At 60.8% G+C, this 16,175-nt stretch carries 13 protein-coding genes; 5 read left to right on the top strand and 8 right to left on the bottom strand.

Annotated elements, in window-relative coordinates; all coding sequences use genetic code 11:
* Positions 1 to 257: 257 nt before the first annotated feature.
* The 4 genes from RBB29_RS08075 (at position 258) to RBB29_RS08060 (ending at position 4,558) form a co-directional block, all read left to right on the top strand.
* Entirely contained in the window at positions 258 to 1,199 is a 942-nt protein-coding gene (locus RBB29_RS08075; protein ID WP_306114062.1) for a CoA ester lyase, read from the top strand.
* Between the two features lie 13 nt (positions 1,200 to 1,212).
* Positions 1,213 to 2,403, top strand: a complete 1,191-nt coding sequence (locus RBB29_RS08070) for a malate--CoA ligase subunit beta (protein WP_306114061.1) — start codon at positions 1,213 to 1,215, stop codon at positions 2,401 to 2,403.
* Positions 2,403 to 3,284, top strand: coding sequence for a succinate--CoA ligase subunit alpha (gene sucD / locus RBB29_RS08065; RefSeq protein WP_306114060.1), 882 nt, complete (start codon positions 2,403 to 2,405; stop codon positions 3,282 to 3,284). The genes RBB29_RS08070 and sucD overlap by 1 nt, the downstream gene beginning before the upstream one ends.
* A gap of 206 nt (positions 3,285 to 3,490) precedes the next feature.
* Positions 3,491 to 4,558: a fasciclin domain-containing protein gene (locus RBB29_RS08060; RefSeq protein ID WP_306114059.1), complete on the top strand. Its 1,068-nt coding sequence runs from the start codon at positions 3,491 to 3,493 to the stop codon at positions 4,556 to 4,558.
* A 68-nt stretch (positions 4,559 to 4,626) separates the two neighbouring features.
* On the opposite strand, the gene RBB29_RS08055 is transcribed toward RBB29_RS08060, so the two are convergent.
* The 4 genes from RBB29_RS08055 to RBB29_RS08040 all read right to left on the bottom strand — a co-directional run bounded on the left by RBB29_RS08055 (position 4,627) and on the right by RBB29_RS08040 (position 10,975).
* Entirely contained in the window at positions 4,627 to 5,616 is a 990-nt protein-coding gene (locus RBB29_RS08055; RefSeq protein ID WP_306114058.1) for a C45 family peptidase, read from the bottom strand.
* A gap of 9 nt (positions 5,617 to 5,625) precedes the next feature.
* Positions 5,626 to 7,128 (bottom strand): biotin carboxylase, encoded by a 1,503-nt coding sequence (locus RBB29_RS08050; protein ID WP_306114057.1) that lies wholly within the window; start codon positions 7,126 to 7,128, stop codon positions 5,626 to 5,628.
* A gap of 27 nt (positions 7,129 to 7,155) precedes the next feature.
* Complete coding sequence (locus tag RBB29_RS08045; RefSeq protein WP_371931452.1) at positions 7,156 to 9,852, bottom strand: aminotransferase class I/II-fold pyridoxal phosphate-dependent enzyme; 2,697 nt, start codon at positions 9,850 to 9,852, stop codon at positions 7,156 to 7,158.
* A gap of 139 nt (positions 9,853 to 9,991) precedes the next feature.
* Positions 9,992 to 10,975 (bottom strand): carbon-nitrogen hydrolase family protein, encoded by a 984-nt coding sequence (locus RBB29_RS08040; RefSeq protein ID WP_306114055.1) that lies wholly within the window; start codon positions 10,973 to 10,975, stop codon positions 9,992 to 9,994.
* 214 nt (positions 10,976 to 11,189) lie between these two features.
* Between RBB29_RS08040 and RBB29_RS08035 the strand changes: the two genes are divergently transcribed.
* Positions 11,190 to 12,365, top strand: a complete 1,176-nt coding sequence (locus RBB29_RS08035) for a benzoate/H(+) symporter BenE family transporter (protein WP_306114054.1) — start codon at positions 11,190 to 11,192, stop codon at positions 12,363 to 12,365.
* A gap of 70 nt (positions 12,366 to 12,435) precedes the next feature.
* On the opposite strand, the gene RBB29_RS08030 is transcribed toward RBB29_RS08035, so the two are convergent.
* The 4 genes from RBB29_RS08030 to RBB29_RS08015 all read right to left on the bottom strand — a co-directional run bounded on the left by RBB29_RS08030 (position 12,436) and on the right by RBB29_RS08015 (position 16,168).
* On the bottom strand, positions 12,436 to 13,422 hold the full coding sequence (locus RBB29_RS08030) for a zinc-binding dehydrogenase (protein WP_306114053.1): 987 nt from the start codon (positions 13,420 to 13,422) through the stop codon (positions 12,436 to 12,438).
* A 43-nt stretch (positions 13,423 to 13,465) separates the two neighbouring features.
* The gene (locus tag RBB29_RS08025) at positions 13,466 to 14,311 is read right to left on the bottom strand and encodes an enoyl-CoA hydratase/isomerase family protein (protein WP_306114052.1); all 846 of its coding nucleotides are present in this window, start codon (positions 14,309 to 14,311) and stop codon (positions 13,466 to 13,468) included.
* A 90-nt stretch (positions 14,312 to 14,401) separates the two neighbouring features.
* Positions 14,402 to 15,190 carry an SDR family NAD(P)-dependent oxidoreductase gene (locus RBB29_RS08020; protein WP_306114051.1) on the bottom strand — a complete coding sequence of 263 codons (789 nt, stop codon included), beginning with the start codon at positions 15,188 to 15,190 and terminating at the stop codon, positions 14,402 to 14,404.
* A gap of 12 nt (positions 15,191 to 15,202) precedes the next feature.
* Positions 15,203 to 16,168 carry an LLM class oxidoreductase gene (locus RBB29_RS08015; RefSeq protein WP_306121123.1) on the bottom strand — a complete coding sequence of 322 codons (966 nt, stop codon included), beginning with the start codon at positions 16,166 to 16,168 and terminating at the stop codon, positions 15,203 to 15,205.
* Positions 16,169 to 16,175 lie beyond the last annotated feature (7 nt).

The raw sequence follows: 16,175 nt of genomic DNA, 5'->3' as shown, positions 1-16,175 counted from the left end.
ACTACGCCGCGCGATGCTTTAAGTTTCCTATCGTAAACTATTGTTTTTCTTGCGCACTTTTCACACCACAAGTGTGTCCAATTGCATCCAGAAACAGGATGGCGGGTAGTCGCCCCCTACCCGTTCGGTCCTGATCCCCAACCCCAAGCATTCATTCTTACCCGGGGGAAAGTGTCCGTGGCAGGCGTTCTTGGCGAGCATTGGGCAAAACCAAGGGACGCAATTCCGCGTGACCGGGTGGCAAAAGGAAGTACTGAATGAGCTACACGCTGCACCCTCTGAAAAAACAACGCCTGCAACGCTCGGAGCTTGCGGTGCCGGGGTCGAACCCGGCGATGATCGACAAGGCCGCCGACTCGGATGTCGATTACATCTTCCTCGACCTCGAAGATGCGGTAGCACCACCCGAGAAAGTACAGGCGCGGGCAAACATCATTCAGGCGCTCAATGACATCGACTGGAAGGCCAAGGGCAAGACCATGTCGATCCGCATCAACGGCCTCGACACCCATTACATGTATCGCGACGTGGTCGAGATCGTGGAACAAGCCGGTCAGCATCTCGATACCATCCTTGTGCCCAAAGTCGGCGTCCCCGGTGACCTCTACACGGTCGAAACCATGGTCAGCCAGATCGAAGAGGCCATGGGCTTCACCCATCAGATCGGCCTTGAGGCGCTCATCGAAACCGCCCTTGGCATGGCCAATGTCGAAGCCATCGCCGCCGCCCCCGGACGTCTTGAGGCGATGCACTTTGGCGTTGCGGACTACGCGGCGTCGAACCGGGCGCGCACCGTGGTGATCGGCGGTCTCAACCCCGACTATCCGGGCGATCAGTGGCACTTTGCCCTGAGCCGGATGACTGTCGCCTGCCGCGCCTACGGGCTGCGCGCCATTGACGGGCCTTTCGGCGATTTCAGCGATCCCGACAGCTTTGTTCTGGCCGCGAAACGTGCGGCGGCACTTGGCATCGAAGGTAAATGGGCCATCCACCCAAGCCAGATCGACCTCGCCAACCAGGTCTTCTCGCCGCCCGAGGCCGAGGTGACCCGCGCACGGCGCATCATCGAAGAACTGCGCAAGGCCGAGGCCGAGGGCAAAGGCGCCGCCAGCCTCGACGGCAAGATGATCGACGCCGCCAGCGAGCGGATGGCGAACAACGTGATTTCTGTCGCTGACGCGATCGAAGCCAAAGGGTAAGGAGGCCCATCAGATGGATATCCATGAGTATCAGGCCAAGGAGCTTCTCAAGAAGTTCGGCGTGAATGTCCCCCGGGGGGGCATCGCCTATAGCCCCGAACAGGCGGTCTATCGCGCGCAGGAGCTTTCGGGCGACCGCTGCGTTGTCAAGGCGCAGATCCATTCCGGCGCACGGGGCAAAGCGGGCGGTGTCCGCGTCTGCGCATCCGATGATGAGATCGCCGATGCGGCAGGCTGGATGCTGGGCCGTAAGCTGGTCACGCATCAGACCGGACCGCAGGGCAAGCTGGTGAACCGGCTTTATGTCGAAGAGGCCACCGATATCGCGCAGGAGCTTTACCTGGGCTTCGTGATGGACCGCACCGAAGAGCGCGTCGTGGTCGTTGCCTCCGCTCAAGGCGGCATGGAGATCGAGGAGATTTCCGAAAATGAGCCCGATTCCATCATCCGCTCGGTGGTTGACCCCGCCGTGGGGATGCAGGCGTTCCAGGCACGCGAGATTGCCTTCTCGCTTGGCCTCGACGCGGCCCTGATCCCACAGGCGGTCAAGGCAATCACCGGGTGCTACCGCGCGATGGACGAGCTTGATGCCACCATGGTCGAAGTGAATCCGATGGTCGTCACCGGAAGTGGTGAGATCGTGGCCCTCGACGCCAAGCTCAGCTTTGACGAAAACGCCCTTTTCCGCCGTCCGGAAATCTCGGAACTGCGCGACAAGAGCCAGGAAGACCCGCGCGAGACCTATGCCAATGATCGCGGCCTCAACTATATCGGACTTGAGGGCAAGATCGGCTGCATCGTGAACGGCGCAGGCCTTGCGATGGCCACGCTCGACATGATCAAAATGGCCGGTGGTGAGCCCGCGAACTTCCTCGACGTGGGCGGCGGCGCCAGCCCCGAGCGCGTGCTGATGTCCTTCAAGGCCGTCCTTAACGACCCGAATGTCGAGGCGATCCTCGTCAACATCTTCGCCGGCATCAACCGCTGCGACTGGATCGCCGAAGGGGTTGTGCGCGCGGTACAGGAACTCAACCTGAAAATGCCGCTGGTGGTGCGCCTTTCCGGCACCAATGTCGAAGAGGGGCAAAAAATCCTCAACGAAAGCGGCCTCAGTATCACCACCGCCGCCACCCTGGCCGAAGCCGCCGAAAAGGTTGTCGCCCAGTGGAAAACAGCCGAAGCCAAAGAGATGGAGACCGCGTGATGGCCATTCTGATCGACAAGAACACCAAAGTTCTGGTGATGGGCATCACCGGCCGCATCGGCAGCTTCCATGCCCAGGACATGATTAATCAGGGCACCAATGTTGTGGGTGGCGTGACCCCCGGCAAAGGCGGCACCTCGCATCACGGGCTTCCGGTGTTCAACACCGTCAAGGGTGCGGTGGCCGAAACCGGCGCGACGTTGGCCATTCTCTTCGTGCCGCCGCCCTTTGCAGCCGACGCGATCATGGAATGCGCCGATGGCGGGATCGAGACCTGCGTCTGCATCGCCGACGGCATCCCGGCACAGGACATGGTGCGCGTGAAACGCTACATGCGCCGCTACAAGTCGGAGAAACGGATGCGCCTGATCGGGCCGAACTGCGCCGGGATCATCACCCCCGGGCAGGCCTTTGCCGGTCTCATGCCGCCGCATATCTACGCGCCTGGTCGCGTCGGCATCATCGGCCGTTCCGGCACGTTGGGATACGAGGCCGCGAGCCAGATGAAGGAAAAGGGCATCGGCGTGTCCTCCTCCATCGGCATCGGCGGTGACCCGATCAACGGGTCGTCCTTCCGCGATATTCTCGAGCTTTTCGAAAATGACCCGGAAACCGACGCGGTGGTCCTCGTTGGCGAAATCGGCGGCCCGCAGGAAGCCGAAGCGGCCGATTACATCCGCGACCACATGAAAAAGCCGGTCGCGGCCTATATCGCGGGTCTTTCCGCACCCAAGGGCCGCCGTATGGGCCATGCCGGTGCCATCGTCTCGGCCTTCGGCGAATCCGCGCAGGAAAAGGTCGAAATCCTGAAAGAGGCCGGCGTCACCATCGTCCCCACTCCGTCTTCGTTCGGCGAAGTCGTGGAGAAGATGATCGCCTGACCTAACCCCGACGCGGCCCCGCCCCTCCCCGGGGCCGCGTCATTTGCGGGTTTTGGCCGAAATGACATGGCCAACCCCCTCATGACTGATCCAGTTCTCCCCACCTTCCGTATGCTGATTACCTGTCCTGCCTGACAGGTCCCGCGCCACCGGTAACATGTTGGCGTGCATGGAAATTTTACGCCCAGAAGGGCACGGGAGGATACATGACAAATATCGTAGGCAAGGTGGTCGAACTCAGCGGCGCGTCGGGATTTGACACGAACGACGGTGACTTTGACCTGTTACGTGAAGCCGTGATCGCCGCCGATCTGGCCGGGCCGCTCAGCGATGGCAGCGCAGAATTTACCGTCTTCGCCCCGACGGACGCGGCCTTCATCGGGTTGGCGCAAACTCTGGGCTATAGCGGCTCCGACGAGGGCGGATCACTCAACTACATTCTTGACGCGCTGGCCCTGCTGGGGGGCGGCGATCCGATCCCGACACTGGGCAACATCCTGAGTTACCACGTCGTTGAGGGTGAATTTTTCCTGGCTGACGTTGCCGCCCTTGGGAATGGTGCGGAAATTCCAACGCTTCTTGGCCCCAACGTGACCCTGAACCTGGATGTGCCTGGACTGGAAGATCTCGATCCCGGCCTGCCGGACCCGGCGCTGATTGGTTTTGATGTTGATGTCGATAACGGCGTGATCCACGTCCTTGACGGTGTGCTCCTGCCGCTTCCCGTCAGCAACATCCTGTCGCAACCGGGCACCGACTTTGAAATCGGCGACAGCAGCGACGAGTTTTTCTTTACCGGCCGCGGTAGTGATTTTGTCGACGGCAACGGCGGTCGTGACAAGATTTTCCTCGGCTCCGGCTCGGATGTCGCCCTGGGCGGTGATGGTAATGACAAGATCTTTGGCCAGCGCGGGAACGATACGCTTCTGGGTGAAGACGGCCATGACAAGATTTTCGGGGGCCGCGGCAGGGACGAGATCAACGGCGGCGCAGGCAATGATCTTATGATCGGCGGCGGCGGTAGAGACACGTTCGTCTTTGAGAATGGCAGCGATCATGACAAGATCCTAGGCTTCCGTGATGGGCGCGACAAGATTGACCTCAGCGGCTATGACGGCATCGAGAGCTTTGCCGACATCGAACACAACATCAGTGGCCGCTGGTTCGGGTCCAAAATCCATCTGGACGACGGCGACAGCATCTACCTTGCCGGAGTCCGGGCGCATCGGCTGGACGAAAGCGACTTCATCTTCGCGGATAACGTGCTGGTTTAACGCCGGGCAAACATCCAAGACCAAAGAAAGCAGCGGTATCTATCGCTGCTTTCTCATCTCCGGGCGTGTCAAACGCCTTGCGGGCTTTGCTCCGGCACCGCGATCAAGCGGCTGCTTTCCTCGAAATCCTTCAGCGAGAATTCCCACGTCGCCCCGGGCCAATGGACATCCATCTCGCGTTTGCGCGGTCGGTAGACGGCCGTGTAGAGTGTGCCGAACCCGACGGAATAGGCGGTTGAATAGAGCGGTGGTTTCAGAAAGGCGCCGATGAACTTCTCCTGCGTTTCTCGGTGCAGGGTCAGGCGCTGCAGCAGGTAGCGTTCGCGTTCGACCGTCGCGGTGAACCGCGCGTGGCTCACCCATTCCACGTTTTCCTGGTGGTTGGTCGCCACCGCCGCATGGGTGATGACCGCAGGCCGGTCCGGGGCCATCATTGCGGTCAGGTAGCGGCGTTTCGCGTCCAGCACGGTTACGTTATAGCTCATATGCGTCGGCACACGGGCCAGCACCTCGCCCGCCTCCTCTGCGGTTTTGCAGGTCTGCAGCACATAGCGCAGGATGATCGGCACGCCGAACCCCTCACCCACCACGCGGCGGCCCCCGAAGGTCAGCGAAATCGCCAGCCCGGCATCGTTGCATCCGTCGACCAGACCCCAGAGGCCATCGCTAGTCCCCATCACCGCGCGGCCCTGCCACTTGGTGCGCAGGATCAGGCTGTCGAAGGCATGCGGGTCGTAATCGTAATTGCGCACCATGACCGGTTGCGCCCCGGGCCAGATCGCCTGCGAACAGCCCGAAAGATAAGGTGGCGGACAGTAGAAACTCAGAAAACGCGCCTGCTGATCGCCACCGCCCACCAATTCGCAAAGCTCATCATAAAGCGGCACGATCTCGGGCATATGGGTTTCCATGGCCTTGCGGCATTCCAGGTATTTCGGGCGGGCATTATCACCCTCCCGCGCCCACCATTTATGGTAGCTGGGCCAGTATTCCGCAAAAAGCCCGGCCCATTTGGGGCCGGGTTGATCTTCGGATATGGCGCGCCAGAGGACGTCCATGAGCGCGTGTCAGAGGATCTTGTGGTGGTTGTCGGACAACTCTTGCGCGGTCGGCAGGGGCCGAGCCTCGAAAGCCGACTTGATACCGTGGATCCAGCGTTTCGCCCGCTCGTTGAGCTTGAAACCCGGCGTCATCGACCGCCCGCGCGTCACCAGGATGCCGAGATCCGCACCCTCATACCGGAAATCGCCCGGCTTCTGGATGCGCAGGAAAAACGCCTCGTTCTCGTTCTCGACCGCGCGGCGGTGATAGTCGAAGCGGTTGAACTCAACGCGCCCGTCCTCTTTCATCGTGTAGATGCCCGTGGGCGGCGCCTTGGTGATGACATCGACGCTGTCGTCCGTGTGTTTGATGACCATCTGCGACCAGTTGTCGATCATATCCGGATCGGCCCACCGTGCGTTCAACTCATCCACGTCGAGCTTGAATTTCTTGGCGCAAAACTCCAGCAGGTGGAACAGGAAGAGCGGCGCATCCGCGTGAGCAAAGGCCGCGTGGTTGGTCATCGACGACGCACCCGTAATCCGCGGGTTCAACTCGCCCAGCCAAAGATCCCCCGTCTTCTTGTCGATCAGGAAATCGAGTTCGAAATACCCGCGATAACCCTCCTTGCGGAGCTGCTCACCGAATTTGAAAGTCAGATCGCGCGCCTGTTGCCGGACCTTGGGCGAAAACGCGGTCGAAAAGATCTCGTTGCCACACCAGCCGCCGCGATAGGGCGTCAACTCCTTGAAACCCACAAGCTCGGTCATCAGCGGGCCAACAATCGTGCCCTCCGACGTGGCACAGGCCTCGATCGCCGATCCGCGGCAATCAATCCGCTTCATGATCTTGATCTCGCCCTCGCCCACGATCTCATGCTCATGGCGGCGGAAATCGGCCTCGGACTTGATGAAGAAGGTCGTGTGGCCGCTATCGCCGAAGGCCGATTGCAAGACGAGGTCATGGCCAATCCCGGCCTTCTCACAAACCTGGCGCAGATGGGCGTAATCCTTCACCACGCTCAAGGTATTCGGCACCGAGGGCACACCGGCCTTGTTGCCGATGCGGACGGTTTCGATCTTGTTGTCCATGCGCGTGCGCAGCTTGGCCTTGGGGAACCAGACCTTGCCGCCCAGCTCCTTGACCAGACGCTCGGTCTCTTCGTCGAACATCAGGAAGACAAAATTGGGCTTGCCGCCGCGCCGCTTGATAAGGTCGATCACCTCTTTGTGCTGCAGGAGATAGTTGTTGATATCCTCGATCGACTGGAACTCCGCATGGGGCGCCTCGGACGGGCAAAACACGTTCGGATGCTGGCCGTCATAGCAGTCTATGTAGCTGATAAACTTGAAATTCCTCGCCCATTCATCCAATCCCAACAGGTTGAAATTGGTGGCGGAGACGAAATAAATCGGATCTTCGCTCCGGTGGAAATACCGCCGGATTTCCGAGATATTCTGCAGCACCTTGCGCGGTCTCGGTTTGGCTTTTGCTTTCGGTTTCGCTTTGGTCGAGGTTTTCTTGGCCATGTTATCTGGTCCCTCCCTGATTATCTCTTATTCCGCGGCCCGGCTGGCGGCACCCTGCCCCATCTGGCGCGCAAGCGCCTCGGGCGAGAAGATGCGCAGACCCAGGTCGGGCCGGTATCCATGAATTTCGTTAACGTCGAGCGCCCGCATGAAGTCGAGGATTTCGTTCGAGATCACCTGCCCCGGCACAAGGATCGGGAATCCCGGCGGATAGGGGATGATGAACGAGGCCGAGACCATCTCCTGCCCTTCCTTGGCATGGGCAGTCTGCAAATCGACATAGTCACAATTACTTTCGTCATAACTCATAAAGAACGCGGTTCTGATATCGCCCTCCGGCGTTTCGTCATCGGTGCGGAAGGCATCGTGGAAACGGCTAAAATCCGGCAGGGGCGGCAGGTCTTCCATCAGGCTTTTCACCCGCGTGTCGAAGGCGCGCTGCTCCATCTGCGAGGCGTCGTCCTGCAAGTCATCCAGGTCCTGCGCGATCTGCACCAGGACCTCGATCAGGTACGCGACCGACGACCGCGTGGTGCCGATATTGGTCATGAAGAGCACGGTGTTGCGCGAGGTCTTGTTGATCTGGATGCCGAATTTCTCCATCAGGATCTGGGTCTTGAAGGTGTCGCCGTCCCAACCGGTGCCGCCAACGGAGAGCGTCACGCGGCTGGCGTCGAGGACAAATTCGTCCCGCGCCCAGCTATCCCAGATGTCGTCCCAGCCCTGCTCCGGCTCATGATAGGATTTGATCCCGCTGATCCGGTGCGCCTCGGGGATCATGTCCGAGGCGGTCAGAACCTTGAAATACTTCTTCAATAGCGGATGGGTGGCGATCGCCCGACGCATGGAAATTGCCGCCTCGATCTGCCGTTGGACGAATTCGAACCCTTCAAGTTCGACCTGCCGTCGCCCGACATCAAGCGAGGCGATGATCTGATAGTTGGGCGAGGTGGAGGTATGGGTCATGTAGGCTTCGTGGAAGCTCTGCTCGACCTCGCCTTTGAAATCCTGATCGTGGACATGGATCATCGACCCCTGCCGCAGCGAGGTCAGCGTCTTGTGGGTCGATTGCGTGGCGTAGGCCCGGACCCGGGCATCGGGCGGCGGGACCAGCCGCGTGTTAAGGAGCGCATCCATATCCGCGTCCTTGAGCGCCTCCTGCTGCGCTTCATAGGCCGTTGCGGCCCGGGGCGAGCGCAGATCATCGCGAAGCGCCTCGGCAGTGGCCATCGCCGTACGCTGGCGATAGGTCGGGTTGAACCGTGCGAAGGCAAACCACGCCTCATCCCAGAGGAACACCAGATCTTTCTTGATCGCCAGACATTCCTCCATCACGCGCCGTACGTCATAGACCAGCCCGTCGAAGGTACAATTGGTCAGCAAGAGCATCCGCACCCGGTCGAGCTTGCCTGCGGCCTTGAGCTCCAAAAGCTGTTTCTTGATCTCCCGCACCGGCACCGCGCCATACATCGAGTATTCATTGAGCGGATAGCTGTCGAGATAGACCACATTGGCGCCCGCAAGCACCATCCCGTAATGGTGGGATTTGTGGCAATCGCGGTCCACGAGCACGATGTCGCCGGGTTTGATGAGCGCCTGCACAACGATCTTGTTGCAGGTCGAGGTACCGTTGGTGGCAAAGAAAGTCTGCTTCGACCCAAAGGCCCGTGCCGCCTGCTCTTGCGCCTTCTTGATCGGTCCAACCGGCTCTAGCAGGCTGTCGAGTCCACCGCTCGTGGCCGAAGTCTCCGCCAGGAAGATATTGGGCCCGTAAAACGCGCCCATATCCTGAATCCAATGGCTGCGGGTGATGGATTTACCCCGGCTGATCGGCATGGCGTGGAAAACGCCGGTCGGTTGCTTGGAGTAATCCTTGAGCGCCGTGAAGAAAGGGGTTTTGACCCGCGACAACACCCCGCGCAGGATGTTCAGGTGCAGTTCCTGGAAATCCTCCTGATTATAGAACACCCGGCGGCAGCGGCCCAGGTCGAGCCCGGCAATCGCCTCCACCGACCGGTCGGTGATGAGGTAGCTGTCAAGCTCCGGGCGCACCTTGGCGATCAGGCGGGTCAGCTTGGGGCCGTAATCCTCGGGCCGCATCTCTTCGATATCCTCATCGACATCCATCAGCGTGAGATAGCGTTGCAGAACCGAGATTTCGTTCTTCGATTTGAGCGTCAGGCCCGGACGCACGACGACCGCCTGAATGTTGTGGTTGAACAGAATCCCGATCAGCGCATCTTCGAAACTCGGCACGATCACCGGTTCATAGGTGAACTGATCCTCGCTGCGGCGCATGCTCTGCATCGAACTGCGCAACCAACGTTCCTGGTGTTCGTTCAGATCATCAACGACAAGCACCTCGAAATAGGGCTTGGTCATGGCGCGGGCTTCGGGCGACAGCAGTGCCTCGTCTTCCAACTCCTCGGTATCGACCTCGTCCCGACCAAGCGGAATCGAGCGGCGGCGATAGGCCCCAGAGGTCAGCGCGCGGGTGATCCGCCGCGTGTTGAATGCAAGGTCCTCGAAATTGCGGTGCTCAAAATTGCGGCGCAGGTGGTCGAAGGCGCTGCTGCCGGGAAAGGCCCAATAGCTTTCGATGGGTGCAAGCTGCTGCAAAAGCTCTTCAATCCGGGGAGAGAGCTTTTGGATCGTCTTTTCTTCCGGGGATCGGGCCAGCGCATTCGCCGCCTCGTTCAGGGCGCTCCAGCGATCGGATCTCATTTGAATCGCGCTAAAGTAATTACTCATCGTCTTCATGAAAATACTCCTCCCTGTCCTGTTCAATCACCCGCACATGGCCCGATCTGCCGCCGGGTCCGTGCTTGTCGATTGTTGTCAGGGACGCGCGCTTCCGGCGCCCCTACCCGCTGGCCAGCTTATCGGCTGACGGGATTTCCTGGGCGTGACCAATATCGCCGTTTGCGGTCGGCAACGACGACACATTGGTTTCCACCCGAGGGTCACTCAACGATTGCGGCGCGCTTTTGTTCCATTGCTGCGGCATTTCGAGCGGCCCAAGCGTGTTGAGGAACGCATCCGCCCCGCTCGACCGGTCGTAAATCGGGAAATCGACCTCGCGGTCGCGGAAACTCTTGAGCACCTGGCCAAGGCCCTTCATCCCGGTCTCGCGCTGGCGACGGACCTGATCCATATCGACCTCGATCGGGAAGATATCCTCCTGTCCCGCCGCCTGGTGTAGCACCTGGGCCGACGGGTCCACCACGCAGGATCGGCCGACCCCGCCAGAGCCCAGGCCGTTCACGTCAAAGACATAGCATTGGAACTGCGCCGCCGTCGCCCGCGCAATCGCCAGCTCGGCATCACGGTCTGTCGTCCCCGTCAGGACCGGATGCAGCAGCACTTCGACCCCCTGGGCGGTCAGGTGCCGCGTGGTTTCCGGGAACCAGATGTCATAGCAGATCGAAAGGCCGAAACGGCCAACCTCGGGCACATCGAAAACGCAAAAGTCAGTACCTGCGGAAATCCCCGCCTCATAGGGGCGGAACGGAAACATCTTGTTGTAGGTCGAGACGATATCGCCATCGGGATTGATGACAAACGAGGTGTTGAAAATCCGGCCATCCGGCGCCTCGATGAACATCGACCCGGGGATCAGCCAGATCTTGTGGCGGCGCGCGTCCTCCTGCAGGAGCTTGATGGTATCGTTTTCCATCGGCTGCGCGAATTTGGTCAGCGGCCCGAAAGGCGACAATTCACTGCACAAGACCATCTGCGTCCAGGGGAACCGCGCCATGGTGACATCAATCTTGTGGCGCAGGGCATCGACATTTGAATGGGCAGCGGCAACATGCATCTGAATGCCGGCAATCGCAAAGGGTGTCACTTCGGTCGTTCCTCAATAAGCCGTATCGGCGCTTTGGTGGACTCGGAGTGTTGCATACCCACCCAAGACAGTCCACAGGCCGAAAGAAAACAATTCTGCACGTCCGGCCGCGGGCGACGCAACGTCAACCGGGCGTGCCGGCAGGGTAATTTTCGACATTGACATGACGCCGCTTAGCGTCTTCACCTGCAGACCTCAGGCAAGGACAAAGCAGATGACGAAGACGACCAGTGGCTTACCGCCCGCGCAGACCGTTTCGACCGGGTTCGTCGTCGCGATTGTCGGGTTTTTCAGCTCTTTCCCCATTGTCCTGCAGGGGCTCGACGCCATGGGGGCCAACAACGCACAGGCGGCATCGGGGCTCATGGCCGCGGCGATGTCCATGGGCTTGGCGGGTGTGCTGCTGAGCCTTTGGACGAAACAGCCGGTCAGCGTCGCGTGGTCCACGCCCGGTGTCGCCCTTCTCGCGGTCAGCGCGATGCCCGCCGAGGGGTTCGAAGGCGCCGTGGGGGCCTTTCTCGTCGCGGGGCTGCTGACCCTGATCGCGGGGCTTTTCCGACCCCTGGGGCGCCTTGCCGCGTCGATCCCTGCGCCGCTGGCACAGGCGATGCTCTCGGGTGTTCTCTTGTCAATCTGTATCCTGCCGTTCCAGGCTGCTGCCGAAACCCCCTGGACCGCGCTGCCGATCATCCTGACCTGGTTCATCATCGGCCGCATCAACAAGCTGGTGGCCGTGCCGGCAGCGGTGCTGATGGCGGCCTTCGTCGTGTTGCAGGCCAACGAATACGCCGTGCCCCTGCCCGCGTCCCCCTTTACCCAGCTTGAAATCATGTGGCCCAGCTTCTCGCTCGGGGCGATCCTGGGCATCGCGGTGCCGCTCTTTATTGTCACCATGGCCACGCAGAACATCCCCGGCATCGCGGTGATGAAAAGCTATGGCTACACGCCCGAACCCGGCCCTCTTCTGTCGGCCGTGGGTGGCGCCAGCATGATCTCGTCGCTGATCGGTGCGCCCGCCACCTGCCTGGCGGCCATCACCGCGGCGATGTGTTCGAACGAGGAAAGCCACCCCGACCCGGCGCAACGCTACTGGTCGGCGGCCATGGCGGGCGTGTTCTATTGCATCCTCGGGATCTTCGCCGCCATCATCACGGCCTTCGCCGCGGCGGCCCCGCCCTTGGTGCTTGGAACGCTTGCCGGGATCGCCCTGCTGGGCGTCTTCGCCAACAGCGCGCTTGCCGCGTTCAACGATGCCGATTACCGCGAGGCGGCGGCGATCACCTTCCTGATCACCGCCTCAGGTATCACGGTTTTCGGCCTTGGCGCCGCGGTCTGGGGCCTGGTGGCTGGCGGGATTGTGCAACTGGTGAAGAAACACGTCACTGGTTAATCGCACCCTCCGAACGATCACGGCTAGAGGCTCGAAGCAGCTCGCGCCCCTGTGCGCCGCTCACAATGAATCACAGCTCGACAACAACCTTGCCGACCACCTCTCCATCGGTCAGGTGCGCGTGAGCCGCGCCGATATCCGTCCACCCGAACGCCCGTTCGTCAACGACCGGCTTGAACGCACCTGCGTCCACCAACCCTGCCAGTGTCTTCAGGATGTCGCCATGGGTTTGCCGCCCGACATCATGCATCATCGGGATCAGCATGAAGACGACATGCAGGGACAGGCCTTTGAAATGCGCGGGCGACAGATCAATCTCGACCATGGCAACGGTTGACGCCACATGGCCGTTGAGCTTGGCCGCCGCGAAGGAATTTGCCATGTTTGGCCCGCCGACGCTGTCAAAAACCACGTCAAAGCCTGCGCCGTCGGTGTGCTCGGCCACGTAATCCTCGACCTTTTGCTTTGTGAAGTCCAAGGGACGCGCACCCAGTGCTTCGATCAGGGCCATCTGATCGGCACCACGACCCGTCGCGGACACAGTTGCGCCAAGATGCCTGGCGATTTGCACCGCAACATGGCCGACGCCACCCGCGCCGCCCTGCACCAACACGTTCTGACCCTCGCCGACACCGGCCCGGATCAACCCTTCGAAGGCGGTGATGCCCACAAGAGGAAGGGCCGCGGCTTCCCGCATGCTCAGGGTTTCTGGTTTATGTGCCAGCAGGCGGGCATCGGCGTTGATGAATTCTGCCAAGGTGCCTTGCAGGTCTAACAAACCACCGGCGCAGCCATAGACCTCGTCCCCTTCCACAAAACCCATCACGCCGTCGCCCACCGCCACGACAGTGCCTGCAAAATCCATGCCGAGGATCGCGGGCACTCCGGGTGACAAGGGCAGTTCAGCGCCCATCGTTCGGATCATCGTGTCAACGGTGTTGACGCTGCTCGCGGCGACCTTGACCACGACATGGCCCGGTGTCGCGACCGGGTCCGGTACCTCGGCCAGCTCAAACTTAGCGTCGGGTCCATAGGTATTCAAAACCATTGCTTTCATTGCAGTATTCCTTCTCAAGCGCCGTCGTTTCGGTGGGGTCGGTTCAGTTAATCTCCTGCACCTGCATCACCAGATCGCCCCATTTGCGCTGATTTTCGATGTCGTGTTCCAGGCCTTGTTCATCCGCGATAGCGAAGCGTTTGACCGCCGGGGTCTTGCTGGTCGCCTGATAAAGCCAATAGGCTTCGGCCCTTAGCGCCTGTTCAATGGGTTTGTCGATGGATTCGTAGACCATCTGCTTGCAGGCATTGATCGACGCTGCGGGGGATTGTGCGATCCGTTCGGCCAAGGCGTCGACATAGGGGCCAATTTCATCGGGCTCCAGGGCCTTGTTGATCGTCCCTAAGCGTTCCGCATCATCCGCGTCATAGTCCTGTGCGCTCAGGATGATCTCAAGGGCTTTGCCGAGGCCGGTCTGGCGCGCCATGCGGGACGTACCGCCGCCACAAGGCAGGATGTCCATGCCGACTTCCATCTGCATGAACTTGTACCTCCCGCGCGCCGCGAAACGCATGTCCAGCGCCAGGGCAAGCTCGTGCCCGCCACCCCGTGCGAAGCCTTCGAGCTTGGCAATGGTCGCTTGTGGCACTTTGCTGATCCGTTCGCAGACCGATTGCAGGTCGAGAAGCTCTACCTCGTCACGCGATACCGCTTCGGTGGACATGTCCTTGAGGAGATCGGTGTCGTAGTGGCAGACCCAGATTTCGGGATTGGCGGATTGAAAGATCACGACCTTCGTCTCGCGATCCCGTTCCAGCCGCATGGCAAGACTGTTTAGGTCGGCCAGCATCTTCTGGCCCTGCACGTTCACGGAACCGAAATTGAACGTCACCGTGGCGATGCCGTTGGCAACCGCAACATCAAAGGTTCGGAAGTTTTCATATTTCATCGGACAGTCCTTTCTTGGGCCTCTGCGCGCCACGCACGAGAGGGAGGGGGAACATAGTGGTGGATTGTTGGGGCAGTTGCGCCGCGCGGCTCAGCTTGCCTGGTTGGTCAGGTCCTTGATGGCGTTCATCACCTCGGTCGCGTGACTTTTGTCGCGTGCTGCGGCGTGCGGATCCGCAAAGGCCCCGCTGTCATTGTCAAAATAGGCCCCTGAAGCGTCAGCAAACCGCGCGCCTAGGGCCGCATCAATCAGGATGTCGGCACCAATGCCCAGGTCGTTGCCCGCCACCCCAAAGCCCTCTTTCACCATTTTCGATGCCAGAAGTGATCCGGGATTCACGGCTACCATCACCGGTCCGCCGGGCAATAGCTTGGCCCATTCCCGGGTCCAGATCGTGATGGCCAGCTTGCTTTGGGCGTAGGCGTCCATGTCCGCCATCGGCACGTTGCCGTACATGGCTTTCACATCAACCGGGGCCTGCGCCGCCGATGACAGGTTCACGACCCGCCCGTCGGTGGGCATGATGGGCAGGAGCAATTCCGTGAGCAGATATGGTGCGAACGTGTTGACCACGAAGCGGATGTCCTGCCCGTTCTCAAGCACCGATTGCGGGGCTTTCAGCACGCCCGCGTTGTTGATCAGCACGTCAAGCCGGTCATGTTTGGCCCGAACGTCCTCTGCCAGTTGTCGCACGGCCGACAGATCGCTCAGATCCGCGGCATAGGTTTCGACATTACCGCCGATGTCGGCGGCGGCGCTTTCCAACTTTGGCAGGCTGCGACCATGCAGCAGCACCTGATGCCCGTCGGCTGCCAGTTTCTTGGCCGTGAGCAACCCAATGCCATCGGTGGAACCGGTGATCAGGATCTTTTTGGTCATCTGTATCATCCTTCAAGAAAAGTCAGGCAGCACAATGTCCGCCAGATGTTTGAGAGTTGTGTCGATGGGCGCCTGGTTGAACCGAAGGTTCAATGCGACGTGATTGACGCCGAGCGTTTCGATCTCGCGCAGATAGCCGCGCAAGAAGTCGGTCCCCGAGCGAAACCCAAGGTGGATCGGGCGCGGCGGTGCGGCGGGGTCGTCGACGATATCGACATAGAGCGATTGCATGACCGGCTTATCCGGCTCTCCCGCCGCCCTCACACGCGCACGGTAATCGCCGATGACCTGTCCCTGGGCTGCGGCATTGCGCGGATAGGTCATCCACCCGTCCCCGTTCTGCGCCACCCAATCGGGCGCTTGTCGGCTGCTGCCCGTCACAAGCATTGGCAAGCGCGTGCCATGCGGTTTTGGCAAGAGGTCGATGTTGCCGGGCAATGTGCCTTGCGCGCTGTCATGTGCGGGATAGGCCGTGCCAGCCGCACGGATGTAGCCGACGCTATCGCGGAACCGCGCGCCCCGGTCGTCAAAGCTCTGGTTCATTGCAGGGTATTCCTCGGGCCGATCACCAGACGCCACACCCAAAAGCAGCCGACCCCCCGATAACTGGTCCGCCGTTGCCGCCGCCTTTGCCACATGGGCGGGGTGGCGCAGGGGCAAGATCACGCTGGCTGTCCCAAGCGCAATCCGATCCGTCGCCATCGCCAGCGCCCCCAGATAGACGAACGGATCGAATATTTGTCCGGCATCCCCGAAGCTCGGGACATTGAACGGCACATCGCGCAGCCAGAGGGCCGCAAACCCAAGCTCCTCCGCCATTTGCGCGGCCTGCAGGTGCCCGTCCAGCGTCGGCTCTGCGCCGACAGAATACGCTTCGAGCGGCAGCACAAGGCCAACGCTCAATCGCCCCGGACGAAACACGCTATTGTAGGCCGGGTTGATCTGCGCGAACTCTGTGGGCTGCATCTGGTCCAACATGTCTGGG

The sequence above is a fragment of the Roseovarius sp. MMSF_3359 genome (genome assembly GCF_030733385.1).
GTDB lineage: Bacteria > Pseudomonadota > Alphaproteobacteria > Rhodobacterales > Rhodobacteraceae > Roseovarius.
Note: the sequence above shows the minus strand (reverse complement) of the source record. Positions and strands in the feature narration are given on the sequence as shown.

Bases quoted from the DNA above. Each gene is read 5' to 3' on its own strand.
- RBB29_RS08075 (WP_306114062.1), top strand. From the start codon at position 258: ATGAGCTACACGCTGCACCCTCTGAAAAAACAACGCCTGCAACGCTCG.
- RBB29_RS08070 (WP_306114061.1), top strand. From the start codon at position 1,213: ATGGATATCCATGAGTATCAGGCCAAGGAGCTTCTCAAGAAGTTCGGC.
- sucD (WP_306114060.1), top strand. From the start codon at position 2,403: ATGGCCATTCTGATCGACAAGAACACCAAAGTTCTGGTGATGGGCATC.
- RBB29_RS08060 (WP_306114059.1), top strand. From the start codon at position 3,491: ATGACAAATATCGTAGGCAAGGTGGTCGAACTCAGCGGCGCGTCGGGA.
- RBB29_RS08055 (WP_306114058.1), bottom strand. From the start codon at position 5,616: ATGGACGTCCTCTGGCGCGCCATATCCGAAGATCAACCCGGCCCCAAA.
- RBB29_RS08050 (WP_306114057.1), bottom strand. From the start codon at position 7,128: ATGGCCAAGAAAACCTCGACCAAAGCGAAACCGAAAGCAAAAGCCAAA.
- RBB29_RS08045 (WP_371931452.1), bottom strand. From the start codon at position 9,852: ATGAGATCCGATCGCTGGAGCGCCCTGAACGAGGCGGCGAATGCGCTG.
- RBB29_RS08035 (WP_306114054.1), top strand. From the start codon at position 11,190: ATGACGAAGACGACCAGTGGCTTACCGCCCGCGCAGACCGTTTCGACC.
- RBB29_RS08030 (WP_306114053.1), bottom strand. From the start codon at position 13,422: ATGAAAGCAATGGTTTTGAATACCTATGGACCCGACGCTAAGTTTGAG.
- RBB29_RS08025 (WP_306114052.1), bottom strand. From the start codon at position 14,311: ATGAAATATGAAAACTTCCGAACCTTTGATGTTGCGGTTGCCAACGGC.
- RBB29_RS08020 (WP_306114051.1), bottom strand. From the start codon at position 15,190: ATGACCAAAAAGATCCTGATCACCGGTTCCACCGATGGCATTGGGTTG.
- RBB29_RS08015 (WP_306121123.1), bottom strand. From the start codon at position 16,168: ATGTTGGACCAGATGCAGCCCACAGAGTTCGCGCAGATCAACCCGGCC.